At 63.7% G+C, this 20100-nt stretch carries 16 protein-coding genes; 6 read left to right on the top strand and 10 right to left on the bottom strand.

Annotation, left to right across the window (positions count from 1 at the left end):
- Positions 1 to 21: 21 nt before the first annotated feature.
- The 4 genes from betA to betI are packed head-to-tail and all read right to left on the bottom strand — an operon-like array spanning position 22 to position 4775.
- Complete coding sequence (gene betA / locus AB4136_RS20470; RefSeq protein WP_024925244.1) at positions 22 to 1674, bottom strand: choline dehydrogenase; 1653 nt, start codon at positions 1672 to 1674, stop codon at positions 22 to 24.
- Positions 1667 to 2668, bottom strand: a complete 1002-nt coding sequence (locus tag AB4136_RS20465) for a threonine/serine dehydratase (protein WP_024925245.1) — start codon at positions 2666 to 2668, stop codon at positions 1667 to 1669. The genes betA and AB4136_RS20465 overlap by 8 nt, the downstream gene beginning before the upstream one ends.
- Complete coding sequence (betC, locus tag AB4136_RS20460; protein WP_024925246.1) at positions 2668 to 4194, bottom strand: choline-sulfatase; 1527 nt, start codon at positions 4192 to 4194, stop codon at positions 2668 to 2670. The genes AB4136_RS20465 and betC overlap by 1 nt, the downstream gene beginning before the upstream one ends.
- A complete protein-coding gene (gene betI, locus AB4136_RS20455; protein WP_024925247.1) occupies positions 4191 to 4775 on the bottom strand; it encodes a choline-binding transcriptional repressor BetI in 585 nt (194 codons plus the stop codon). The genes betC and betI overlap by 4 nt, the downstream gene beginning before the upstream one ends.
- A 189-nt stretch (positions 4776 to 4964) precedes the next feature.
- Between betI and AB4136_RS20450 the strand changes: the two genes are divergently transcribed.
- Entirely contained in the window at positions 4965 to 6131 is a 1167-nt protein-coding gene (locus AB4136_RS20450; protein WP_024925248.1) for an acetyl-CoA acetyltransferase, read from the top strand.
- A 164-nt stretch (positions 6132 to 6295) separates the two neighbouring features.
- On the opposite strand, the gene AB4136_RS20445 is transcribed toward AB4136_RS20450, so the two are convergent.
- Positions 6296 to 7708 (bottom strand): purine-cytosine permease family protein, encoded by a 1413-nt coding sequence (locus tag AB4136_RS20445; RefSeq protein ID WP_024925249.1) that lies wholly within the window; start codon positions 7706 to 7708, stop codon positions 6296 to 6298.
- A gap of 183 nt (positions 7709 to 7891) precedes the next feature.
- Between AB4136_RS20445 and AB4136_RS20440 the strand changes: the two genes are divergently transcribed.
- Positions 7892 to 8896, top strand: coding sequence for an asparaginase (locus AB4136_RS20440; RefSeq protein ID WP_137900967.1), 1005 nt, complete (start codon positions 7892 to 7894; stop codon positions 8894 to 8896).
- Between the two features lie 15 nt (positions 8897 to 8911).
- On the opposite strand, the gene AB4136_RS20435 is transcribed toward AB4136_RS20440, so the two are convergent.
- Complete coding sequence (locus AB4136_RS20435; protein WP_024925251.1) at positions 8912 to 10288, bottom strand: TIGR03808 family TAT-translocated repetitive protein; 1377 nt, start codon at positions 10286 to 10288, stop codon at positions 8912 to 8914.
- Between the two features lie 323 nt (positions 10289 to 10611).
- Here AB4136_RS20435 and AB4136_RS20430 point away from each other — a divergent pair, with 323 nt between their 5' ends.
- From AB4136_RS20430 to greA, 3 genes are all read left to right on the top strand, one after another.
- Positions 10612 to 11037 (top strand): hypothetical protein, encoded by a 426-nt coding sequence (locus AB4136_RS20430; RefSeq protein ID WP_024925252.1) that lies wholly within the window; start codon positions 10612 to 10614, stop codon positions 11035 to 11037.
- Between the two features lie 19 nt (positions 11038 to 11056).
- Positions 11057 to 11368: a hypothetical protein gene (locus tag AB4136_RS20425; protein ID WP_137900966.1), complete on the top strand. Its 312-nt coding sequence runs from the start codon at positions 11057 to 11059 to the stop codon at positions 11366 to 11368.
- A 137-nt stretch (positions 11369 to 11505) separates the two neighbouring features.
- Positions 11506 to 11973, top strand: a complete 468-nt coding sequence (greA, locus tag AB4136_RS20420) for a transcription elongation factor GreA (RefSeq protein WP_024925253.1) — start codon at positions 11506 to 11508, stop codon at positions 11971 to 11973.
- A 93-nt stretch (positions 11974 to 12066) separates the two neighbouring features.
- Here the strand turns inward: greA and scpA are convergent, their stop codons facing one another.
- The 3 genes from scpA to fic form a co-directional block, all read right to left on the bottom strand.
- A complete protein-coding gene (gene scpA / locus AB4136_RS20415; protein ID WP_171020962.1) occupies positions 12067 to 14184 on the bottom strand; it encodes a methylmalonyl-CoA mutase in 2118 nt (705 codons plus the stop codon).
- Entirely contained in the window at positions 14181 to 15623 is a 1443-nt protein-coding gene (locus AB4136_RS20410) for a methylmalonyl-CoA mutase subunit beta (RefSeq protein ID WP_024925255.1), read from the bottom strand. Before AB4136_RS20410 ends, scpA begins: the two co-directional genes overlap by 4 nt.
- Positions 15624 to 15776: 153 nt before the next feature.
- Positions 15777 to 16874 (bottom strand): protein adenylyltransferase Fic, encoded by a 1098-nt coding sequence (gene fic, locus AB4136_RS20405; RefSeq protein ID WP_024925256.1) that lies wholly within the window; start codon positions 16872 to 16874, stop codon positions 15777 to 15779.
- A 366-nt stretch (positions 16875 to 17240) separates the two neighbouring features.
- Between fic and AB4136_RS20400 the strand changes: the two genes are divergently transcribed.
- Positions 17241 to 18758: a helicase HerA-like C-terminal domain-containing protein gene (locus AB4136_RS20400; protein WP_024925516.1), complete on the top strand. Its 1518-nt coding sequence runs from the start codon at positions 17241 to 17243 to the stop codon at positions 18756 to 18758.
- Between the two features lie 95 nt (positions 18759 to 18853).
- Here AB4136_RS20400 and AB4136_RS20395 read toward each other — a convergent pair whose 3' ends face one another.
- A complete protein-coding gene (locus AB4136_RS20395) occupies positions 18854 to 19960 on the bottom strand; it encodes an agmatine deiminase family protein (RefSeq protein WP_024925515.1) in 1107 nt (368 codons plus the stop codon).
- Positions 19961 to 20100: the final 140 nt, after the last annotated feature.

Raw genomic sequence — 20100 nt, 5'->3', positions numbered from 1 at the left:
GATGCGGCGGCCGATGATGCTCTATCTGTCCGAGACCTGCCAGCGCGGATTGATCCAGGGCTCCTGGTTCGACGGCGCGAGCATGGGGCGGCCGAGAATGTGGTCGGCCGCCTTTTCGCCGGTCATGATCGACGGCGCGTTGAGATTGCCGTTGGTGACGCGTGGGAAAATCGAGGAGTCGGCGACGCGCAGGCCGTCGACGCCGATCACCCGGCATTCGGGGTCGACAACGGCGAGACGGTCGTCGGCACTGCCGATGCGGCAGGTACCGCAGGGGTGGTAGGCGCTCTCGCTGTGGGCGCGGATGAAGGCGTCGAGTTCGTCGTCGCTCTGGACGTTGCTGCCGGGCGAAATCTCCTCGCCGCGGAAGGGGTCGAAGGCTGCCTGGCCGAAGATCTCGCGGGTGAGGCGGATGCAGTGGCGGAAATCGGCCCAGTCGTCGGGGTGCGACATGTAGTTGAAGCGGATCACCGGCTTGGCGTTGGGATCGTGCGAGCGCAGCGTCACCGAGCCGCGCGACTTCGACCGCATCGGCCCCACATGCGCCTGGAAGCCATGCGACTTCGCCGCCGCCTTACCGTCATAGCGCACGGCGGCCGGGATGAAGTGGTACTGGATGTCGGGATAGTCGATGCCGGGCGCCGAACGCACGAAGGCGGCCGCCTCGAAATGGTTCGTCGCGCCGAGCCCGCTTTTGAAGAACAGCCAGCGCGCGCCGATCAGCGCCTTGGAGAAGGGGTTGAGGATCGAGTTCAGCGTGATCGGCTGGGTCGATTCCTGCTGGATGTAGAGCTCCATATGGTCCTGCAAATTCTGGCCGACGCCGGGCCGGTCGGCGACGACCGGAATGCCGTATTCGGCCAGATGTTTGGCCGGGCCGATGCCGGACAACATCAGGATCTTGGGCGAGTTGATGGAAGAGGCGGCGACGATCACCTCACGTCGCGCCTTAACGACCTGAATCTGTTTGTGAGCTTCGATCTCGACGCCGACCGCGCGTTGATTCTCAATCACCACGCGCCGCGCGAAACCCTTGACCAGACTCACGTTTTTGCGTTTCAGCGCCGGCCGCAGATAGGCATTCGCCGCCGACCAGCGCTGGCCGTTGCGGATGGTCTGCTCCATCGGCCCGAAGCCTTCCTGCTTGGCGCCGTTGTAGTCGTCGGTCAGTTCGAAGCCTGCCTGGCGACCGGCTTCGACGAAGGCGGCATAGAGCGGGTTGGCACGGGCGCCGCGCTGCACATGCAGCGGGCCGCCTTGGCCCCGCCAGCCGTCTTCGCCGCCATGGCTGTCTTCCATACGCTTGAAGTAGGGCAGCACGTCGGCGTAGCCCCAGCCGGCAGCACCCTGTTCGGCCCAATGGTCGAAGTCGCGCGCATGGCCGCGCACATAGACCATGCCGTTGATGGAGGACGAGCCGCCGATTACCTTGCCGCGCGGAGTCGCGAGGATGCGGCCGCCGAGATGCGGTTCCGGCTCTGAGGCAAAACCCCAGTCATAGAGCGGCATGTTGAGCGGGATCGACAGCGCCGACGGCATCTGGATCAGCGGGCCGGCATCGGTGCCGCCATATTCGATGACGATCACCGAATGTTTGCCGTCCTCAGACAGGCGATAGGCCATGGCCGAGCCGGCCGAGCCGGAGCCGATGATGACGAAATCCGCTTCAAGCATTTTGCATATGCGCCATGAAATCGGCGAGCGATACGTTGCCGCCGGTTGCGATCACCAGCACCGTCTTGCCAGCGACGTCGACGCCGCCGCCAAGAAGTGCCGCCAGCGATGCGGCGCCCGAAGGCTCCAGCACCAGTTTCATCCGCTCGAAGGCGGTCTTCATCGCCCGCCGCACCGCAGCGTCGCCCACGGTGATGCCTTCGGCGCCGGCCGTCTTCAGCGCCGCGAACGGGGCCGCGCCCGGCGCCCGCGCCATCAGCCCGTCGCAGATCGATTTCGGGCCGAGCGGCATTGTCTCGATGGCGCCACGCGCCAGCGACGAGCCCATGCCGTTGAAGCCTTCCGGCTCCACCGCGAAGATGCGGGTTTTCGGCGACAGATAGTGGAAGGCGAGCGAGACGCCGCCGATCAGGCCGCCGCCGCCAACCTGGCAGAACAGGAGATCGACAGAGGCATTGCGCGCGGCCAGCTGTTCGAGCGCCTCCAGCCCGGCGCCGGCCTGACCGGCGACGATCTCGGGATCGTCGAAAGGATGGAGCAGCGCGAGGCCTTCGGTAGCCGCGATCTCACGCGCTTTGGCCGCTGCCACTTCCTCGCGGGCGCGGTCGCCATGTTCGGTCAGCACCACGCGCGCGCCGTAGCCGGCGGTCGCCTCGCGCTTGGCCGCCGGCGCGTCGAACGGCATGACGATGGTGACGGGAATGCCGAGCACCTGGCCGGCCGCCGCCAGCCCTTGCGCGAAATTACCCGAGGAATAAGCGACGACGCCTTTCCTGGCTTCCTCGGGCGACAGCTGCTTCAGTCGCCAATAGGCGCCACGCACCTTGAAGGAGCCTGCCCATTGCAAGGATTCGGGTTTGACGAAGACACGGGCAGCGCCGGTCTCGCGGGCGAGCGCGGTCGATTCGAGCAGCGGCGTCATCTGCGTTGCCTTCGCCGTCTCGGCATAGGCGCGCCTGATATGGTCAAGGGAGGGAACGAGCGGTTCGGTCATCATTCGCCTCGCGGAAAGCGCTTGCTGTCCTCGAGCGTGTCGAGGTTCATGTGGTTGCGCATGTAGCGTTCGGACGCCTTCTGCAGCGGCTGGAAATCCCACGGGTAATAGGCGCCGTTGCGCAGCGCCGGGTAGATCACCCAGCGGCGCGCCTGGCTCTCGCGCACCGCGGCGTCGAACTGCGCCATGTCCCAGCGCGCCCGCACGGCTTGCATGAACTCCGCCACCAGCGCCGCCTTGGTTGGGTCTTCGGCGAGGTTGTTCCGCTCCAGCGGATCGTTTTCCAGATCGAAGAGCTGCGGTGGATCGAGCTCGCAATGCACGAACTTGTAGCGGCCCTGCCGAATGGCGACGAGCGGCGCGTAACTGCCCTCGGCCGCGTACTCCATCAGCACCGGCGCCGTGCGGATGCCGTCGCCGGTGAGTGGCACCAGCGACTGCCCGTCCGTCCACGGCATGATCGCCGACATGTCGATGCCGGCGAGTTCGCAGAGTGTCGGGCAGATGTCGAGGTTCGAAACCGGCGTCCTGATCAAACCCGCCTGCACGCCCTTGCCAGCGATCATCAGCGGCACGCGCGCGGAGCCCTCGAAGAAACTCATCTTGAACCACAGGCCGCGCTCGCCCAGCATCTCGCCATGGTCCGAGCAGAACACGATGACCGTGTCGTCGGCCATGCGGGTGCGCTCGAGGAGGTCGAGCAGTTCGCCGATCTTGTCGTCGACATAGGAAATGTTGGCGAAGTAGCCGCGCCGCGATTTCTGCACGTTGTCGCGCGTGATCTCGAAGGACGCGTAGTCGCTGGCGCGGTAGAGCCGCTGTGAATGCGGGTCCTGCTTCTCTTGCGGAATGAAGCCGGCTTCGGGATCGAGCGCCTGGCAGTTCTCGTAGAGATCCCAGTATTTGCGCCGCGCCACGAACGGGTCATGCGGATGCGACAGTGAGACGGTCATGCACCACGGCCGCCGCGCCGCATTGTCTTGTGCTCGCGACAGCTCATAGAGCTTCTGGCCGGCGAAAAACACCACTTCGTCGTCATATTCCATCTGGTTCGTCGTTTCAGCGACGCCAGCGCCCGTCACCGAACCCAGATTGTGATACCACCAGTCGATGCGTTCACCGGGCTTGCGGTAGTCCGGCGTCCAGCCGAAATCGGCCGGATAGATGTCGGTCGTCAGCCGCTCCTCGAAACCGTGCAACTGGTCCGGCCCGACGAAATGCATCTTGCCCGACAGGCAGGTGTAGTAGCCGGCGGCGCGCAGGTGATGGGCGAAGGTCGGGATGGACGAGATGAACTCCGCCGCGTTGTCGTACACCCCCGTGCGCGACGGCAATTGCCCGCTCATGAAGGCGGCGCGGCCGGGCGCACACAGCGGCGAGGCGGTGTAGTTGTTGCGGAACCGCGCCGAGCGCGCGGCCAGCGCCTTCAGGTTCGGCGCGTGCAGGAAATCCGCCGGACCGTCGGGGAACAGCGTCCCCGTCAACTGGTCGACCATGACGATGAGGATGTTGGGCGCCCTTGTCATCGTGCTTGCGCCAGCTTGGCATCGATATAGTCCTCGACCAGCGCACTGGCGCTGACCGGGTTAGGAAGGCCGTCGCGCAGCGCCCGGCGGATGTAGAGCCCGTCGATCATGGCCGCGATCGCTTCGGCCATGCGCGCGGCTTCCTCGCGCGGCACCAGCGGCGCAAGGCCGCTCATCAGGTTCGAATGCAGCCGGCGCGCATAGACGCGCAACAGCCGCCTCAGCGGCAATGAGTTCTGCGCCTCGACATAGAAGGCGAGCCACGCATGCACGGTCTCCTCGCGGAACTGGCCGGCGTTGAAGTTCACGCCGACAATGGCCGAGAGCCGTTCGCGGGGCGTGCCGGCCTTGTTCAAAGCCGCGACGGCATCGGCGCCGAGATCGGCCAGAAGATGTCGCATCGTGGCGAGCAGCAGCTCGTCCTTTGGCCCGAAATAGTGGTGGGCGAGCGCCGAGGACACACCGGCGCGGTCGGCGATCTCCGACATGGTGACGTTGAGCGAGCCACGTTCGCCGATCGCCGAGATCGTGGCGTTGATCAGCGCCCTGCGGCGCAGCGGTTCCATTCCTATTTTCGGCATATCAGCTTCTCCCGCTGGGTAAGTTATTTTTTATTGACTAATCAATCAACAAAAATCCCGCCATGCGGTGTGATCATTGCGACGGGGGGAGGGTAGAGTGCCATGCCGTGGCCTATATGTTCATGATTGAACAGTTACGCCGAGGGGCTTACTGTGCTAGGAAAGACAAGGCCAATCTGGAGAACTCCCATGACGGCAAGCATCGTCGGTTGGGCGCATTCGCGCTTCGGCAAGCTGGAGGGCGAGACGCTCGAAGGCCTGATCACCAAGGTGGCCGCGGAGGCGCTCGAGCATGCCGGCATCGGCCCGGGTGACGTCGATGAGATCGTACTCGGCCATTTCAATGCCGGCTTCTCGGCCCAGGATTTCACCGCGAGCCTGGTGCTGCAGACCGACGACCGGCTGCGCTTCAAGCCAGCGACCCGCGTCGAGAACGCCTGCGCCACCGGTTCGGCCGCAGTGCGCCAGGGCATCCGCGCCATCGACGCCAACGCTGCCCGCATCGTGCTGGTGGTGGGCGCCGAGCAGATGACGACGACGCCGGGACCCGAGATCGGCAAGAACCTGCTCAAGGCCTCCTATCTGCCGGAGGATGGCGACACGCCGGCCGGTTTCGCCGGTGTCTTCGGCAAGATCGCGCAGGCCTATTTCCAGCGTTATGGCGACCAGTCCGATGCATTGGCCATGATCGCTGCCAAGAACCACAAGAATGGCGTCGACAATCCCTACGCGCAGATGCGCAAGGATTTCGGCTTCGACTTTTGCCGTCAGGAAAGCGAGAAGAATCCCTTCGTCGCCGGTCCGCTGAAGCGCACCGATTGTTCGCTGGTTTCGGACGGCGCTGCTGCCCTGGTACTTGCCGACACCCAGACCGCGCTCGGCATGCGCCGTGCCATCACCTTCCGTGCCAACGAGCATGTGCAGGACTTCCTGCCGATGTCGAAGCGCGACATCCTTGCCTTCGAAGGCTGCGAACAGGCGTGGACGCGGGCGCTGAAGAAGGCAGGCGTGGCGCTGGGCGATCTCTCCTTCGTCGAGACGCATGATTGCTTCACCATCGCCGAGCTCATCGAATACGAGGCGATGGGACTGGCCAAGCCTGGCGAGGGTGCCAAGCTGGCACTGGAAGGCTACACCGCCAAGGACGGCAAGCTGCCGGTCAACCCATCAGGTGGCCTCAAGGCCAAGGGCCATCCGATCGGCGCCACCGGCGTTTCCATGCATGTGCTGACCGCCATGCAGCTTGCCGGTGAGGCCGGCGGTATCCAGGTCAAGGATGCCAAGCTCGGCGGCATCTTCAACATGGGCGGCGCCGCGGTCGCGAACTACGTCTCGATCCTCGACCGCATCCGCTAGGATGTTCTGATATTCAAGCGAGGCCGGCCTGCAAATGGCGGCTTTCTGCGCTTCCGGTACTCACGTACTTGAATGTACGCTCCGTTCCGGTTCTCGAAAGCCACCATTTTCGGCTCGCCCTGGCTTGAATCTCAATACATCCTCCACCCAGGCTCTCTCCTAGCTCATGCGCGGGCAGGCGCATCCTCGGGCAGGATCATGGCTTTGGGCACATTGGCGTTGCCGCGCGCCAGGAAGTAGTAGAGCAGCGACGTTGCCACCAGGGCGACGATCCAGGAAATGTCGGCATCGCCCAGCAACACCGCGATCGGGCCTTCATAAAGCGCCTGGTTCAGGAACGGGATCTGCACCACCACGCCGAAGAGATAGCAGCCCAGCGCCGTCCAGTTATAGGCGCCGTAGCGGCCGGCTGGATCGTAAAGCGCCGGAATATCGACCTTTTCCTTCGACACCAGATAGTAGTCGACGAGGTTGATCGCGCTCCACGGCACGAAGACGGCGAGCAGGAGAAGCACGAAGTTCTTGAACGCCGACAGGAAGTTGGCGCTGGCGAAGATGGCGATTGCCACCGAGGCCGCCACGAAGGCGACGATGTAGGCGATGCGCACCGCCTGCGAGACGCGCTGTTGGCCGGTGAAGGCGCTGACTGTGGTCAGCATCGTCATCGAGCCGCCATAGGCGTTCAGGCAATTCACCGTCAGCTTGTTGGTGACGATGACGATGTAGGTGAGCAATGCGGCCAATCCGGCGCCGGCCAGTTCGCCCATGAAACCGACCTGGTTCTGCAGGAACTTGCCGCCAAGTGCCGCCACGATCACACCGAAGCTCATGGCGATTTGCGCGCCGATGGCCGAGCCGAGCAGGGTCGACCAGAAGGTCGTAGGGGCCGGCGTCTTCGTCGGCAGATAGCGCGAATAGTCGGCCACATAGGGTGCAAAGGTCATCTGCCAGCCGGCGGCCAGCGCAATGGTGAGCAGGAAGGTGGCGACAGTGAAGGGTTTCTGGCCGAACGCCTCTGCTACATTGTAGTGCGATAAAAGCTGCACCGAGAGGTAGCCGAAGCCAAGAATGCCGACCACAGTGGCGATGCGTCCGATGACGTGGATGAGATTGTAACCCACCACCGCGACGATGACCGTGATGAGGCCGAAGGCCAGCATGCCGAAGGCGGGCGTCTGGACGCCGAACATCAAATTGATTGCCTGGCCGGACAAAACGGTGCCGGTGGCGGCGAAGCCGAGATACATCAGAACGGTGAGGATGAGCGGCAGGGCAGCGCCCTTCACGCCGAACTGCGCCCGGCTGGAGATCATCTGCGGCAGGCCGAGGCGAGGGCCCTGCGCAGAATGCAGCGCCATCACCGCGCCACCAAGCAGATTGCCGATGGCAAGGCCGATGATTGCGGTCAGCGCCTCGGCGCCGAACACGATGGAGAGCGCGCCGTCGACGACGGCCGTGATCTGCAGGTTCGCGCCGAACCACAAGGTGAACTGGTTGATGGGAGAGCCGTGTCGCTCGCTCTCCGGAATCCGGTCGATCGTGCGCCGTTCGGCCACGCCCGTTGATGCCGCTGCCATGATGTTCCTCCCGAGACCCGGTGGGCCTATCCACCTGGGGTAGAATATGTATATACATAAAATTGCATTGCGCGATGCCGAGAGTCAAGAGCCGCGGTTTTAGGCTGTGCCCATCGATCCTGGTTGCGAGCGGACCACTGAGCCGCTACCCCTTGCCGAAAGTACAGCTTGTTCGAGGGATTCATGGCCAATCCGGTTCTGGTCGAAGTGTTGCGCGGCGCTGTCGTCGAAAGCGCCCATCGCGGTGCGGTTGCGGTGTTGGACGGCGATGGCCGCACGGTGCTGGAGATCGGCAACACCGCCCATCCCGTCTTTCCGCGCTCGGCGGTGAAGGCAATCCAGGCGCTGCCGCTGGTCGAGAGCGGCGCGGCCGACGCCTATGGCTTCGGTAATCGCGAATTGGCGCTGGCCTGCGCCTCGCATTCGGGCGAGCCGGAGCATGTGGAATTGGCGGTTGCTATGCTGGCCAAAGCCGGCCTCGACGTCAACGCGCTGGAATGCGGCACGCACTGGCCGTCGAGCCATGATGCGACCGTCGCGCTGGCGCGCCAGGGCGGGGTGCCCAACGCCTTGCACAATAATTGTTCGGGCAAGCATTCCGGCTTTCTGTGCGTGTGCTGCCACGCCGGCGTCGACCATCGCGGTTACGTCGCGGCCGGCCATGCGCTGCAGGAGATGGTGCGCGATGCCATGCAGGCGGTGACCGGGGCGACGCACGATACCGCCCACCAGGCGACCGACGGCTGTTCGATCCCGACCTATGCTGTGCCGCTGCGCTCCTTCGCGCTGGGCTTCGCCAGGATGGCCACCGGCAACGGGCTGGGCACGGAACGCGCCAGGGCGGCGCGCCGGCTGCTCGGCGCCTGCATGGCCGAGCCCTTCCTGGTGGCCGGCAGCGGCCGTGCCGACGTCGCGCTGATGCAGGCCGCCCCCGGCCGCACCTTCGTCAAGGTCGGCGCCGAGGGCGTCTATTGCGCGGCGCTGCCTGAACTCGGCTTCGGCATAGCGCTGAAATCCGATGACGGTGCCGCCCGCGCCGCCGAGGTGATGGTGGCGGCGGTTCTGGCGAAGCTGTTGAGCGGCGACCGTGAAGTCTCCGCCAAACTCACCGAACAGGCCAATCCCGCCATCGAAAGCCGCATCGGCGCGGTTGTCGGCGGCATGCGGCCGACGGCGGCGCTGGCCTGAACGGCCGTCGGCAACTCAGCTTGCCCTGTTGCGCTCGATGACGAGGTGCGGATAGCCGCTGGTGCCGCTCTGGGCGAGATCGCCGGTGGCGGGCTTTGCCCAGCGGTGGCCAATGATGGCGCCGTTGGTCACGCCGTCGATGATGTTGTCGGCAATGATGGCGCTGCCGGCGCCTTCCACGACGCTGACGGCGATGCCGGTGCCGGCGTTGCGGATGACGTTGCCGGTGGCCACGACGTTGCGCAGATAAGGCCCCCAGCCAAGCTGCATGCCGTAGAGCGGCGCGTTTTCCACGATGTTGCCGGAAACGGTCGTGTCGGCCTCCACGCCGATGCCGATGCCGAAACCGCCGACTTCCGGTGGATACGGACCAGTGGTCGACAGGTTGCGCACGATGTTGCCGCTGCAGGTCGCCATGCGCCCGCCCTCGTTGAAATTGACGATGGAAATGCCGTTGGCGGCGCCGTCGACAACATTGTTGGCGATCACCGCGCCCTCGAAGGTGAATTCGGAATAGAGTGCCGTTTCGCCGGAGCGCAGGCAGGAATTGCCGGTGATCTGCACGTTCGAGCCGGAATTCGCGCGGATCGCCGAGAAAGCGCAGTCGGCAACGACATTGCCGGAGACCAGCACGCCGCCTGCGCGAAAGACATTGATGCCGTTGCCGTTCTGGCCGGTGCCGCCATTGCGCGCCGCGATGCGAGAAATGCGGTTCGCGGTGACCATCGTGCCGTCCTCGGCCGTCTGCCGGCGATGGACAAGGATGCCGCCATTGGCGCAATCGATCACGCTGTTGCCGCTGATTGAAAGGCCGGCTCCGTCGACCGACCAGATGCCGGCGTCCGCGGCGCCCGAAATGAAACAGCGCTCGATGCGCCCGGCCGCGCGCTGCAGCGCAATGCCGTTTTTCGAGGCGCCGTTCACCTGGCAGTTGTCGATCGACAGTGTCTTCACTGAACGCAGGTCGAGAAGGCCCGAAACGCTTTCGCCGAGATATTGGTTGGCGCCGTCGAAGACGAGGCCGGAGAATTCGACATGGTCGGCGTTTTCGCCTGATAGAAACGGCCCGCCGCCGCCATGGATCAGCCGGGTGGCGCCGGCAGTGCCGGCCAGCCGCACGCGCGGCGGCAGGATGAGGCCGGACACGATATAGGTGCCCGGTGGCAGAACTATAGGCTGGTTGGCGTCGCTCGCCGCCTTGAGCATTTTGCCGAACGCCTTGCTCTGGTCGTCCGTGGCGCTGGGCCTGACTCCAAAATCGCCCGGATCGATCCCGCCGGTTCTGGACGAAGACTTCGCGCCCGAAGCCTTGGCCGCGGCTGCCTTGCCAGGCACCAGGCTGAACATGGCAGCGCCGGCGGCAAAGCCCAGAAGGCTGCGTCTATCCAACATCGGCTCGGTTCCCGTCTTCAATGAGGCTGGGCGACCGTGCCATGGCGTGGCAGTGATGGCTAGTGCAAGTAGTGAGCCTGCAAACGCAGCGAGAGCAAAACTCAGAATCCGGTTACATGTGTTGTGAACAAGTCCCGGTTTGCGGAAACAGGCATTCGCGTTGGTGCGTGGCGACCCAGAAATTTATGTGATACGAACCTATCTTGAGAACGGGGTAGGGAACCATTGTGAGAAATTTTATATGCTTTGGAAGCTCTGCTATCGTTTGTATATTCACTTCACTTCTTCTTTTCCATAGTATCTTGCCTCCCATCGGATATCTTATGTTTTATTCGAATGATCTTGGCGCGCCGTTCTGGCGGTGGATTGTCGTTTTGAGCATGGCATGCGCTGCGTATGTCGCCTCGTGGGTTCCAGCATGGTTTGCTCTCAGCCGCACACCTCTTTTTATTGGACTGACGATGGTCCTTTCCGTTGGTCTGGTCGGTGCCTACGCAGAGCGTTTGAGGCGAGTGAAAGTTTTGGAATTCGCACCGGATAGCTATGTTGAAAAACCATTCTTCCGCTCGTTGCAGGAGGCACCAAACGAATTTCAGTTCTTTCTCCACGCTGCCGCTTTGAAACACTGCAAGCCATATGCGTGGAGCTATCGTGAGATGGATTTTTACGAGCTACCTCCGAACGCTGCGGTGAATGTATTGCCGGCCGAGTGGATTGAGCGCTGTGCCATCGAGCGCAGTCATAATTGAAGCTCGCAACGAGGTGCTTATGACGGCTTTCGCTCGATTTAAGCGAAGCCGGTTTCCAGATTTCTGCGTTCTGCATCGTTTCTCGAACTCTCTGGTTGGCATCGCTCGCCGCCTTGAGCATTTTGGTGAACGCCTTGCTCTGGTCATCCGTGGCGCCGGGCCGCACATCGAAATCGGCCGGATCGATCCCGCCGGTTCTGGACAAAGCCTTCGCGCCCGAAGCCTTGGCCGCGGCTGCCTTGCCCGGCATCAGGCTGAGCACGGCAGCGCCGGCGGCAAAGCCCAGAAGGCGGCGTCTATCCAACATCGGCTCGGTTCCCGTCTTCAATGAGGCTGGGCGACCGTGCCATGCCGTGGGTTGGCTGACTAGGGTGCGTGGATGTTCCAGTTCGCCATGTTTTGAAACTCAGGACATCCGAGCTTCGACCGGTGCTTGTTAAGCCAACTCTCCGGCCTTAAGTTTCCTTCATGAGCAGAGCTTTCACCCGTGAAGAAGACAGCGAGAACGCCATCGCCGGTATTGGCGAGCGGCCTGTCAGCCAACACCGCAATCTGGTCACGCCCAAAGGGTTGGCGATGATCGATGCCGAACTGGCAGGCTTGCGGGCAGCACTGGCCAATGCCGAGACGGCAAGCGACCGTGAACGCATCGCGCTGGTCTCGCGCGACCTGCGTTATTGGAACGCGCGCCGCGAAAACGCGGAGCTTTCCGTGCCCGAGCCGAACAGCGGCGTGGTGCGCTTCGGCATGACGGTTTCGCTGGAAGGCGAGGACGGCGCAGCGGTTTCCTGGCACATTGTCGGCGAGGACGAAGCCGACCCCGCCAAGGGTTCGATCTCGCATGTCTCGCCGGTGGCGCGGGCTTTGTTCGGCAAGGCCGTTGGCGATACGATCGCGGTCAACGGCCGCGAATGGGAAGTGGTGGGGCTGGGGTAGGGGCTGTCTGTTCCTTGCCGCCTACGCCGGCAACGTTTGCGTCGGTTTCGCGCAGCAGCCGGTCGAGCGTCAGCAGCGGTACCAATTCCGACTTTATCCCAGCAGCCTGTCCACCAGCCGTTCGGCCGCTTGTGGGATCACTGTGCCTGGCGGGAAGATCTCGGCCGCACCCGCCTTCAACACGGCGTCGAAATCTTGTGGCGGAATGACGCCGCCGGCGACGATCAGCATGTCCTCGCGGCCGAGCTTCTTCAGTACGGCCTTCAGTTCCGGGATGAGCGTCAGATGGCCAGCGGCGAGCGAGGAGACGCCGACGATGTGGACGTCGTTCTCCACCGCCAGCTTGCCGATCTCGTCTGGCGTCTGGAACATCGCGCCCACCGTCACGTCGAAGCCGAGATCGGCGAAGGCGGTGCCGATCACCTTCTGGCCGCGGTCGTGGCCGTCCTGGCCGAGTTTGGCCACGAGAATGCGTGGCTTCGCCCCATTCTTCTTTTCGAAGACAGCGATCTTGTCCTGCAGCCGGTCGACTTCGGGATTGTCGCCGAGCGCGGCGCGGTAGACACCCGAGATCATCAGAACCGAGGCGACATGGCGGCCGAACGCCTTTTCCAGCGCCAGCGAGATCTCGCCGACGGTAGCCTTGGCCCGTGCCGCCCGGATGGCGAATTCCAGCAGATTGCCGTCGCCCTGCGCGGCTTTCGTCAGCGCATCCAGCGCGCTCTCGACGGCGGCGACTTCGCGCGTGCCCTTGAGCCGCTGCAGCTTGGACAATTGCCTGGCCCGAACTTCGGCATTGTCGATTTTCAGGACATCGACTTCGATGTCGCGCTCGGGCTGGAAGGCGTTGACGCCGACCAGCACCTGCTCGCCTGAATCGATACGTGCCTGTGTGCGGGCGGCGGCTTCCTCGATGCGCAGCTTCGGAATGCCCTTTTCGAGTGCGGCCGCCATGCCGCCGAGCTTCTCGACTTCCTCGATATGGGCGCGGGCGCGCTCGGCCAGTTCATGCGTGAGCCGCTCGACATAGGCCGAGCCGCCCCAGGGGTCGATGATGCGGGTGGTGCCGCTTTCCTTCTGCAGGACGATCTGCGTGTTGCGGGCAATGCGCGCCGAATGGTCGGTCGGCAGTGCCAGCGCCTCGTCGAACGAGTTGGTGTGTAGCGACTGGGTGTGGCCTTGCGTGGCGGCCATCGCCTCTATCATCGTGCGCACGATGTTGTTGTAGGGGTCCTGCGCCGTCAGCGACCAACCGGACGTCTGGCTGTGAGTGCGCAGCGACAGCGAGCGCGGATCCTTCGGCGCGAAATTCTTCTCGATGAGTTCGGCCCAGAGCAGGCGCGCGGCGCGGAGTTTCGCGACCTCCATGAAAAAGTTCATGCCGATCGCCCAGAAGAAGGAGAGCCGCGGCGCGAACTTGTCGATGTCGAGGCCGGTGGCGACGCCGGCGCGCACATATTCGATGCCGTCGGCGATGGTGTAGGCGAGCTCCAGGTCGGCCGTCGCCCCTGCCTCCTGCATGTGATAGCCGGAGATCGAGATCGAGTTGAACTTCGGCATGTTCTTGGATGTGTAGGAAAAGATATCCGACACGATCCGCATCGAGGGTTTCGGCGGATAGATATAGGTGTTGCGCACCATGAACTCTTTCAGAATGTCGTTCTGAATGGTCCCAGTGAGATCCTTCTGCGCCACGCCCTGTTCTTCGGCGGCGACGATGTAGAGCGCCAGGATCGGCAACACCGCGCCGTTCATGGTCATGGAGACGGTCATCTCGCCGAGCGGGATGCCGTCGAAGAGCTGGTGCATGTCGAGAATGGAATCTATCGCCACGCCCGCCATGCCGACATCGCCGGCCACGCGCGGATGGTCGCTGTCATAGCCGCGATGGGTGGCAAGGTCGAAGGCGATCGACAGGCCCTTCTGGCCGCCGGCGAGGTTGCGCCGGTAGAAGGCGTTGGATTCTTCTGCCGTGGAGAAGCCGGCATATTGCCGGATCGTCCAAGGCTGCTGGACATACATGGTCGGGTAGGGGCCGCGCAGATACGGCGCGAGACCCGGCCAGGTGTCGAGATTGCCGACGCCCTCCAGATCGGCCTGGCCGTACTGGCGCTTGACCGCGATGCCTTCCGGCGTTTCCCAGATGCCGTCGACCGTGGCGGATGGCATGCGCGGCGCCGTCCACGCCATGCTGCTGAAATCTGGGATCAAACCATGCCTCCGACCGACGCGTCGTCGCGGACCGGCGGCAGCGGTTCGCAGAAGACCGTACCGTCGCTGGGCGCGATGCGCGGCGTCGCCTCCAGCGTCTCCACCGGCCGTTCGGTCTTCACCGGATGCAGCGTGGTGCCGACTATGGCGCGCTCGCCGCTGCGATAGGCCTCGGCGCGTGCCTTGCGCGCTTCGCCGATGCGGCTCTGGATGTGGCCGTCCTTCAGGCTCTGAAGAACGCCGCCTTCCTTTTCGATCTGCCTGAATTCCTTCCAGGCCGCTTCGCACAGGCTGTCGGTCAGCGCCTCGATGCCGCCCGAGCCGAAGGCCGGATCGCCGACATGGCCGAGATGGCTCTCTCGGGCGATGACAAGCTGGGTGTTGCGGGCGACGCGGCGGGCGAAGGCGGCCGGCAGGCCGTGCGCGATGGTGTGCGGCAGGATCGCGATGGAATCGGTGCCGCCCACGGCAGCCGCGAAACAGGCGATGGTGGAGCGCAGGATATTGGTTTCGGGGTCGGCGGCCGTCACCATCCTGTAGGAGGTCTCGGCGTGCACGCTGGCCGGCGTCGGCTGAATCGAGCTTGCCTCCAGAACGCGCATCCACAGCCTGCGCAGCGCCCGGATCTTGGCGATGGACAGGAACTGATCCTGGTTGACGGCCAATGCGAAGCCGATATGCGGCGCGGCATAGATCAGCGCCTGGCGTGCTTCCTCGAACAGGCGCAGGTAAGACACGGCCGAAGCCAGCATGATGCCGAGTTCCTGCGCCTCGGTGGCGCCGGAATTGTGGAACACGCGCCCATCGGCCTCGAGCAGCACGCCCGGCACGTCCATGGCGAAGAAATGCGCCAGCGACTGCGGCATCGAGGCCTGCAGCGCCTCGATCGACATGCGCAGCCGCCCGGTGCCGGCAAAGATCGCGGCCGGGTCGATGCCGAAGGAAAGGTTCAGCCTCGCCGGATCGACACGCCGCTTGGCGAGAAAGGCGGTCAGCCAGTCGGCCATGGCGCGGCTGGCCGGATGCACGTCGACGCGCAGATAGGTCTGGTCGAGCGGCACGCCTTCCAGCACACGGTCGATCGTGTCGGGCGCATAGGGCAGGCCATAGCCGAATGAATTCGGCGCGCCTTCGAACACAAGCGAAAGGCCGGTCGCGCCCTGGGCGATGTCTTCGGCCACCTGCGCGCGGGCACGCTCGACATCCGGGTCGTCGACGCGCTGCGAAACGATCCAGGGCTTCAGCGGGTTGGCGCGCAGGCTGTGCTCATGCCCGCTGGCGCGCTCGTAGAGCGGATTGATGCGAATGCCGTCATCGCTGTGCGAAACCAGCTTTTCCTCGAAGGAAGCGCCGGCCAATGCCTTCTCGGCCAGCGCCAGCCAGCGCTGCCGCTGCGGACTGTCGGGTTCGCTCGGTTCGTCGATGGCTTTGCTGCCCATCATCCATCCTCGTCTGCCGGCCGCACCAGCCATTGCAAATCACTCTAAGGTCCATTGCCGCGCATCGCAATGCAGCAACATGGCAAGTGTGGTGTGTCAGGTTTGAAGTGCAGGTGTTTGAAGGAGCTACGCGGCCGTCCGATTGCCATCTGATCAGGCAGTTGACTGACCACGATCCGACAACAGCGCCAACAAGGCAGGGTTTATATAAAGGTTTTCCCGCCCGGCCTTTGCCTCGTGCAGAAACCCTTCCGACGTCAACGCCTTGAGATAGACCGCGGCTGTCTGGCGTTTGGCCACGCCGGAGTCAACCAGATCGCTAATCCGGCAATAGGGGTTCACGAAGATCAACTCGGCCAGTTCGCGGGAATAAATCTTCGGCAGGTTCTGCCGCATCCGGTCGGCCGTCTGCTCCAGCAGATCGCGGATGGCGCCTATCCTTGCGGTGGTCCATTGGGCTGTCGTCCTGATCGCCTCCAGCATGAACAACACCCACTGCGTCCACGAACCGCTGGTCGTAACCTCCAGCAAATATCTGTAGTAGGTCGCCTTGTTCTGGATTATGTGCCGGCTGAGATAGAGCACGGGAATATCCAGCAGTTTCTTGTCCACCAGATAGAGCAGATTCAGTACGCGCCCCGTCCTGCCGTTGCCATCAGCGAAGGGGTGGATGGCCTCGAACTGATAGTGCATCACCGCGAGACGGATTAGCGGGTCCGTTTCCTCGACCTCGTGGATATAACGCTCCCAGTTTGCGAGCTTTGAGCGTAGAAGGTCGGCTCCTTCCGGAGGTGTATAGATCACGGCGCCGGTCGCGTCATTCACCAATGCGGTGCCGGGCGTATTGCGGATATCGAGATCGACGCCCTTGATTGTGCGGCATACCTCGACGGCGATGGCTGTCGAGAGCGGACGTTGATTCAGCATCCCGAAACCGCGATGCAGCGCCGTGCGATAGCGCAGCGCCTCTCTGGTCGCAGGATCGGCTTGCCCCTGCGCGTCGTTGGCGAAACGAAACAACCGGTCACTGGTGGTGACGATGTTCTCGATCTCGGAACTGGCCTGGGCTTCAAGCAAGGGGATCGAGTTGATCAGCACCGCTTGATTGGGGATGAGTTGCCCCGAGACCCTCAACTCTGCCAAGGCGGCACGTGCCTCGATACAGGCTTTCAGCACTGCTTTGGTTTCGATGTCTTGCGCCGGTGGCAGGGGCGGAAGATCGTTGAAAGGCTGGTCCGGGCGGAAGCTCATGGTGATAATCTGCCGTTTGATCGACATGAAGGGCAGATATGTCGATGTCTTCGACACATGAGGTTATTGTGTCGATTTTTTCTGACTTTATCGACATGTTATCTGATCTACAAGAGCATTGACAGATAATCGGCGCGAATGAATGCCAGATTTTGGACCGTTGCAGCCCTCGCCGCCATTCCGGCATGGATTCCCGACACTCTCCGGTCGCTTCGCTCCCTCACGAGGTCGGGAATGACGACAATCCGAGAGCTACCCCGCCACGCTCCTCGAACTTCGCACCTTTGATTTTGACGACTGCGTTACTATACCTGCGGCGGAACGGGTTTGTGACGATGCGCACAGCGGCTTTGCGGAGACGAGACAATGGCTGACGAGACGAGCATTTTCCTGGGCGCCAGCCGCAAGCCGGATGACAGCTACCAGAAACCGGAACAGCTCTTGCTGCGTTATGGCAACCGCCACGGCCTGGTCACCGGCGCCACCGGCACCGGCAAGACGGTGACGCTGCAGATCATGGCCGAAGGTTTTTCGAACGCTGGCGTGCCGGTGTTCTGCGCCGACATCAAGGGCGACCTTTCCGGCATCGCGGCCATCGGCGAGGCCAAGGATTTCCTGGTCAAGCGCGCCAAGGATGTGAAGCTCGATCCGTACCAGTTCCAGGAATTTCCGGTCATCTTCTGGGACCTGTTCGGCGAACAAGGCCATCCGATCCGCGCCACCGTCTCGGAAATGGGGCCGCTGCTTCTGTCGCGGTTGATGAACCTCACCGAGGCGCAGGAAGGCGTCATGAACATCGCCTTCCGCATCGCCGACGAGGAAGGCCTGCTCCTGCTCGACATGAAGGATTTGCAGGCGCTGCTCGCCAACATCGCCGAGCGCGCCGCCGAGATATCGGCCCGCTTCGGCAATGTCACCAAACTGTCGGTCGGCGCCATCCAGCGCTCGTTGCTCATCCTCGAACAGCAGGGCGGCGCCAATTTCTTCGGCGAACCGGCGCTCAGGATCGCCGACATCATGCGCACCACCCGCGACGGCCGCGGCGCCGTCAACGTGCTGGCGGCCGACAAGCTGATGGCCAATCCGCGCCTCTATGCCACCTTCCTGCTTTGGCTGATGTCGGAGTTGTTCGAACAGCTTCCCGAGATCGGCGATCCCGACAAGCCGAAATTGGTGTTCTTCTTCGACGAGGCGCATCTTCTGTTCGACGACGCACCGAAGGCACTGGTCGACCGCGTCGAGCAGGTGGTGCGGCTGATCCGCTCGAAAGGCGTCGGCGTCTATTTCGTCACCCAGAACCCGCTCGACGTGCCGGAAACGGTGCTCGCCCAACTCGGCAACCGCGTGCAGCATGCGCTGCGCGCCTATACGCCGCGCGAGCAGAAGGCGGTGAGGACGGCGGCCGAAACCTTCCGTCCCAATCCCGAATTCGACTGCGCCACCGCCATCACCCAACTCGGCACCGGCGAGGCGCTGGTTTCGACGCTGGAGGAGAAGGGCGTGCCGTCGATGGTCCAGCGCACGCTGATCCGCCCGCCATCCTCCAGGCTCGGCCCGATCACTGCGGAGGAGCGCCGCAAGCTGATCACCGAGAGCCCGGTGGCCGGCCAGTATGACGAGACGATCGACCGCGAATCCGCCTTCGAGGTCCTCCAGAAGAAGGCCGCCGAGGCGCAGGCCCCGCAAAGCGGCGGTTCGGGCTGGACCTTGCCGGACTTCGGCGGCGGCGGCCGCCAGCAGCCTGGACAACGCGCGCCGGCGCCAAGGCCGTCGAACCGGCAGACCGTCACCGAGGCGGCGATCAAGTCCGTCGTGCGTTCGGTTGGCTCCTCGCTCGGCCGGGCGATCGTGCGCGGAATCTTGGGCAGCCTTACGCGGCGGTGATCCGCATCGCTGTTTGGCGCTTAAAGGGTAGTCCCTGACAGTCCGGTTTTGCGCGTGATCCTTTGCGAAAATCGACGCCGATTTTCAGGCGCACACTAAACCGGTTGCTGTTGGGTCGTGCAATGAATGCCGCCGCCGCCGGCGGCGATGCCGTCGATGTTCAGCTGAATGATTTCTCGCTTCGGGAACAGGTCCGATAGGGTGTCGTGGGTCGTCCTGTCGGCGTCCTTGTCGCCGAATTCGGGCGCGATCACCGCGCCGTTGCAGGCATAGAAATTGATGTAGCCGGCGGCGAACTCGCGGTTCTCATAGTCCTCCCGCACGCTTGTCGGGCCGGGCAGGGTGACGACGCGCAGGCGCCTTCCCTTGGAGTCGGTCGCCTGTCCCAATATCTCCAGATGCCGTTTCGTGACGGCATGGTCGAAGGAGGCGGGATCGGTATCCAACCCCGCCACGACGACACCGGGACCGGCGAAGCGCGCGTAGAAATCGGTGTGGCCGTCGGTGATGTCCTTGCCGGCTATACCGGGCAGCCAGACGATCTTCTCAAGCCCGAGCAGCCGGAACAATTCCTTCTCGCAGGCGGCTTTGGTGAGATCCGGGTTGCGGTTCGGATTGAGCACGCAGCTTTCGGTAATGATGGCCGTGCCTTCGCCGTCCACCTCGATGCCGCCGCCTTCCAGCACCAGATCCGTTTCCAGGAACCGGGCGCTGGCCTGGCCGGCGACGAACGCGGCCACCTTGGCATCGCGCGAATGGCTTTGCTTGTCGCCCCAGCCATTGAAGTTGAAGCCCGCGCCGCCAAGTTGACCGGACTGGTCCTTTACGAAGACCGGGCCGGTATCGCGCATCCACAGATCGTCGATCGGCTGGACGACGAGCTCGATCGAAGGACCGCACAGGCGCTGTGCCAGGTCGTACTCGTCTTCCCGCACCAACATCTTCACCGGCTCATAGGCCGCGATGGCCTTGGCGATACGGGCGAGGTTTTCGCGTACAACCGGCAGCAGCTGCTTGCCCCAGATCCGGGTGCTCGGCACGAACGCCATCCATGTGGCGGCGTGCGGCTCGCCCTCTTCAGGCATGTGCCATTGCCGGGCTGCGTCTTCCGCGCGGGCGGCGACGCCGGTCATGCTTGCTCCAAGGATGCCGCCGCCCGCGGCCAGCAGACCCTTTGCCAAAAATGCTCTGCGTGTCGGCATGGCGATCTCCCGAGACAGGCTGCATCCGCGCACGTTACGGACAACGGATATCCGTATTCCCGACCTGCTTCAACGCGCGCGGCGGGTTGGAGCACGGCGCGTCGGCCGAGCGTCAAACGAAAACGGCCGCTGTCCGAGCA

Source organism: Mesorhizobium sp. 2RAF21 (assembly GCF_052115345.1).
GTDB classification, from domain to species: domain Bacteria; phylum Pseudomonadota; class Alphaproteobacteria; order Rhizobiales; family Rhizobiaceae; genus Mesorhizobium; species Mesorhizobium terrae.
This window is presented reverse-complemented; position numbering and strand designations above follow the sequence as displayed.

Excerpts from the sequence above, each read along its gene's own strand:
- AB4136_RS20440 (WP_137900967.1), top strand. The coding sequence starts at position 7,892 with ATGGCCAATCCGGTTCTGGTCGAAGTGTTGCGCGGCGCTGTCGTCGAA.
- betA (WP_024925244.1), bottom strand. The coding sequence starts at position 1,674 with ATGCTTGAAGCGGATTTCGTCATCATCGGCTCCGGCTCGGCCGGCTCG.
- AB4136_RS20430 (WP_024925252.1), top strand. The coding sequence starts at position 10,612 with ATGTTTTATTCGAATGATCTTGGCGCGCCGTTCTGGCGGTGGATTGTC.
- AB4136_RS20450 (WP_024925248.1), top strand. The coding sequence starts at position 4,965 with ATGACGGCAAGCATCGTCGGTTGGGCGCATTCGCGCTTCGGCAAGCTG.
- greA (WP_024925253.1), top strand. The coding sequence starts at position 11,506 with ATGAGCAGAGCTTTCACCCGTGAAGAAGACAGCGAGAACGCCATCGCC.
- AB4136_RS20425 (WP_137900966.1), top strand. The coding sequence starts at position 11,057 with ATGACGGCTTTCGCTCGATTTAAGCGAAGCCGGTTTCCAGATTTCTGC.
- AB4136_RS20410 (WP_024925255.1), bottom strand. The coding sequence starts at position 15,623 with ATGGGCAGCAAAGCCATCGACGAACCGAGCGAACCCGACAGTCCGCAG.
- AB4136_RS20465 (WP_024925245.1), bottom strand. The coding sequence starts at position 2,668 with ATGACCGAACCGCTCGTTCCCTCCCTTGACCATATCAGGCGCGCCTAT.
- AB4136_RS20395 (WP_024925515.1), bottom strand. The coding sequence starts at position 19,960 with ATGCCGACACGCAGAGCATTTTTGGCAAAGGGTCTGCTGGCCGCGGGC.
- fic (WP_024925256.1), bottom strand. The coding sequence starts at position 16,874 with ATGAGCTTCCGCCCGGACCAGCCTTTCAACGATCTTCCGCCCCTGCCA.
- AB4136_RS20445 (WP_024925249.1), bottom strand. The coding sequence starts at position 7,708 with ATGGCAGCGGCATCAACGGGCGTGGCCGAACGGCGCACGATCGACCGG.
- AB4136_RS20435 (WP_024925251.1), bottom strand. The coding sequence starts at position 10,288 with ATGTTGGATAGACGCAGCCTTCTGGGCTTTGCCGCCGGCGCTGCCATG.
- betC (WP_024925246.1), bottom strand. The coding sequence starts at position 4,194 with ATGACAAGGGCGCCCAACATCCTCATCGTCATGGTCGACCAGTTGACG.
- betI (WP_024925247.1), bottom strand. The coding sequence starts at position 4,775 with ATGCCGAAAATAGGAATGGAACCGCTGCGCCGCAGGGCGCTGATCAAC.
- AB4136_RS20400 (WP_024925516.1), top strand. The coding sequence starts at position 17,241 with ATGGCTGACGAGACGAGCATTTTCCTGGGCGCCAGCCGCAAGCCGGAT.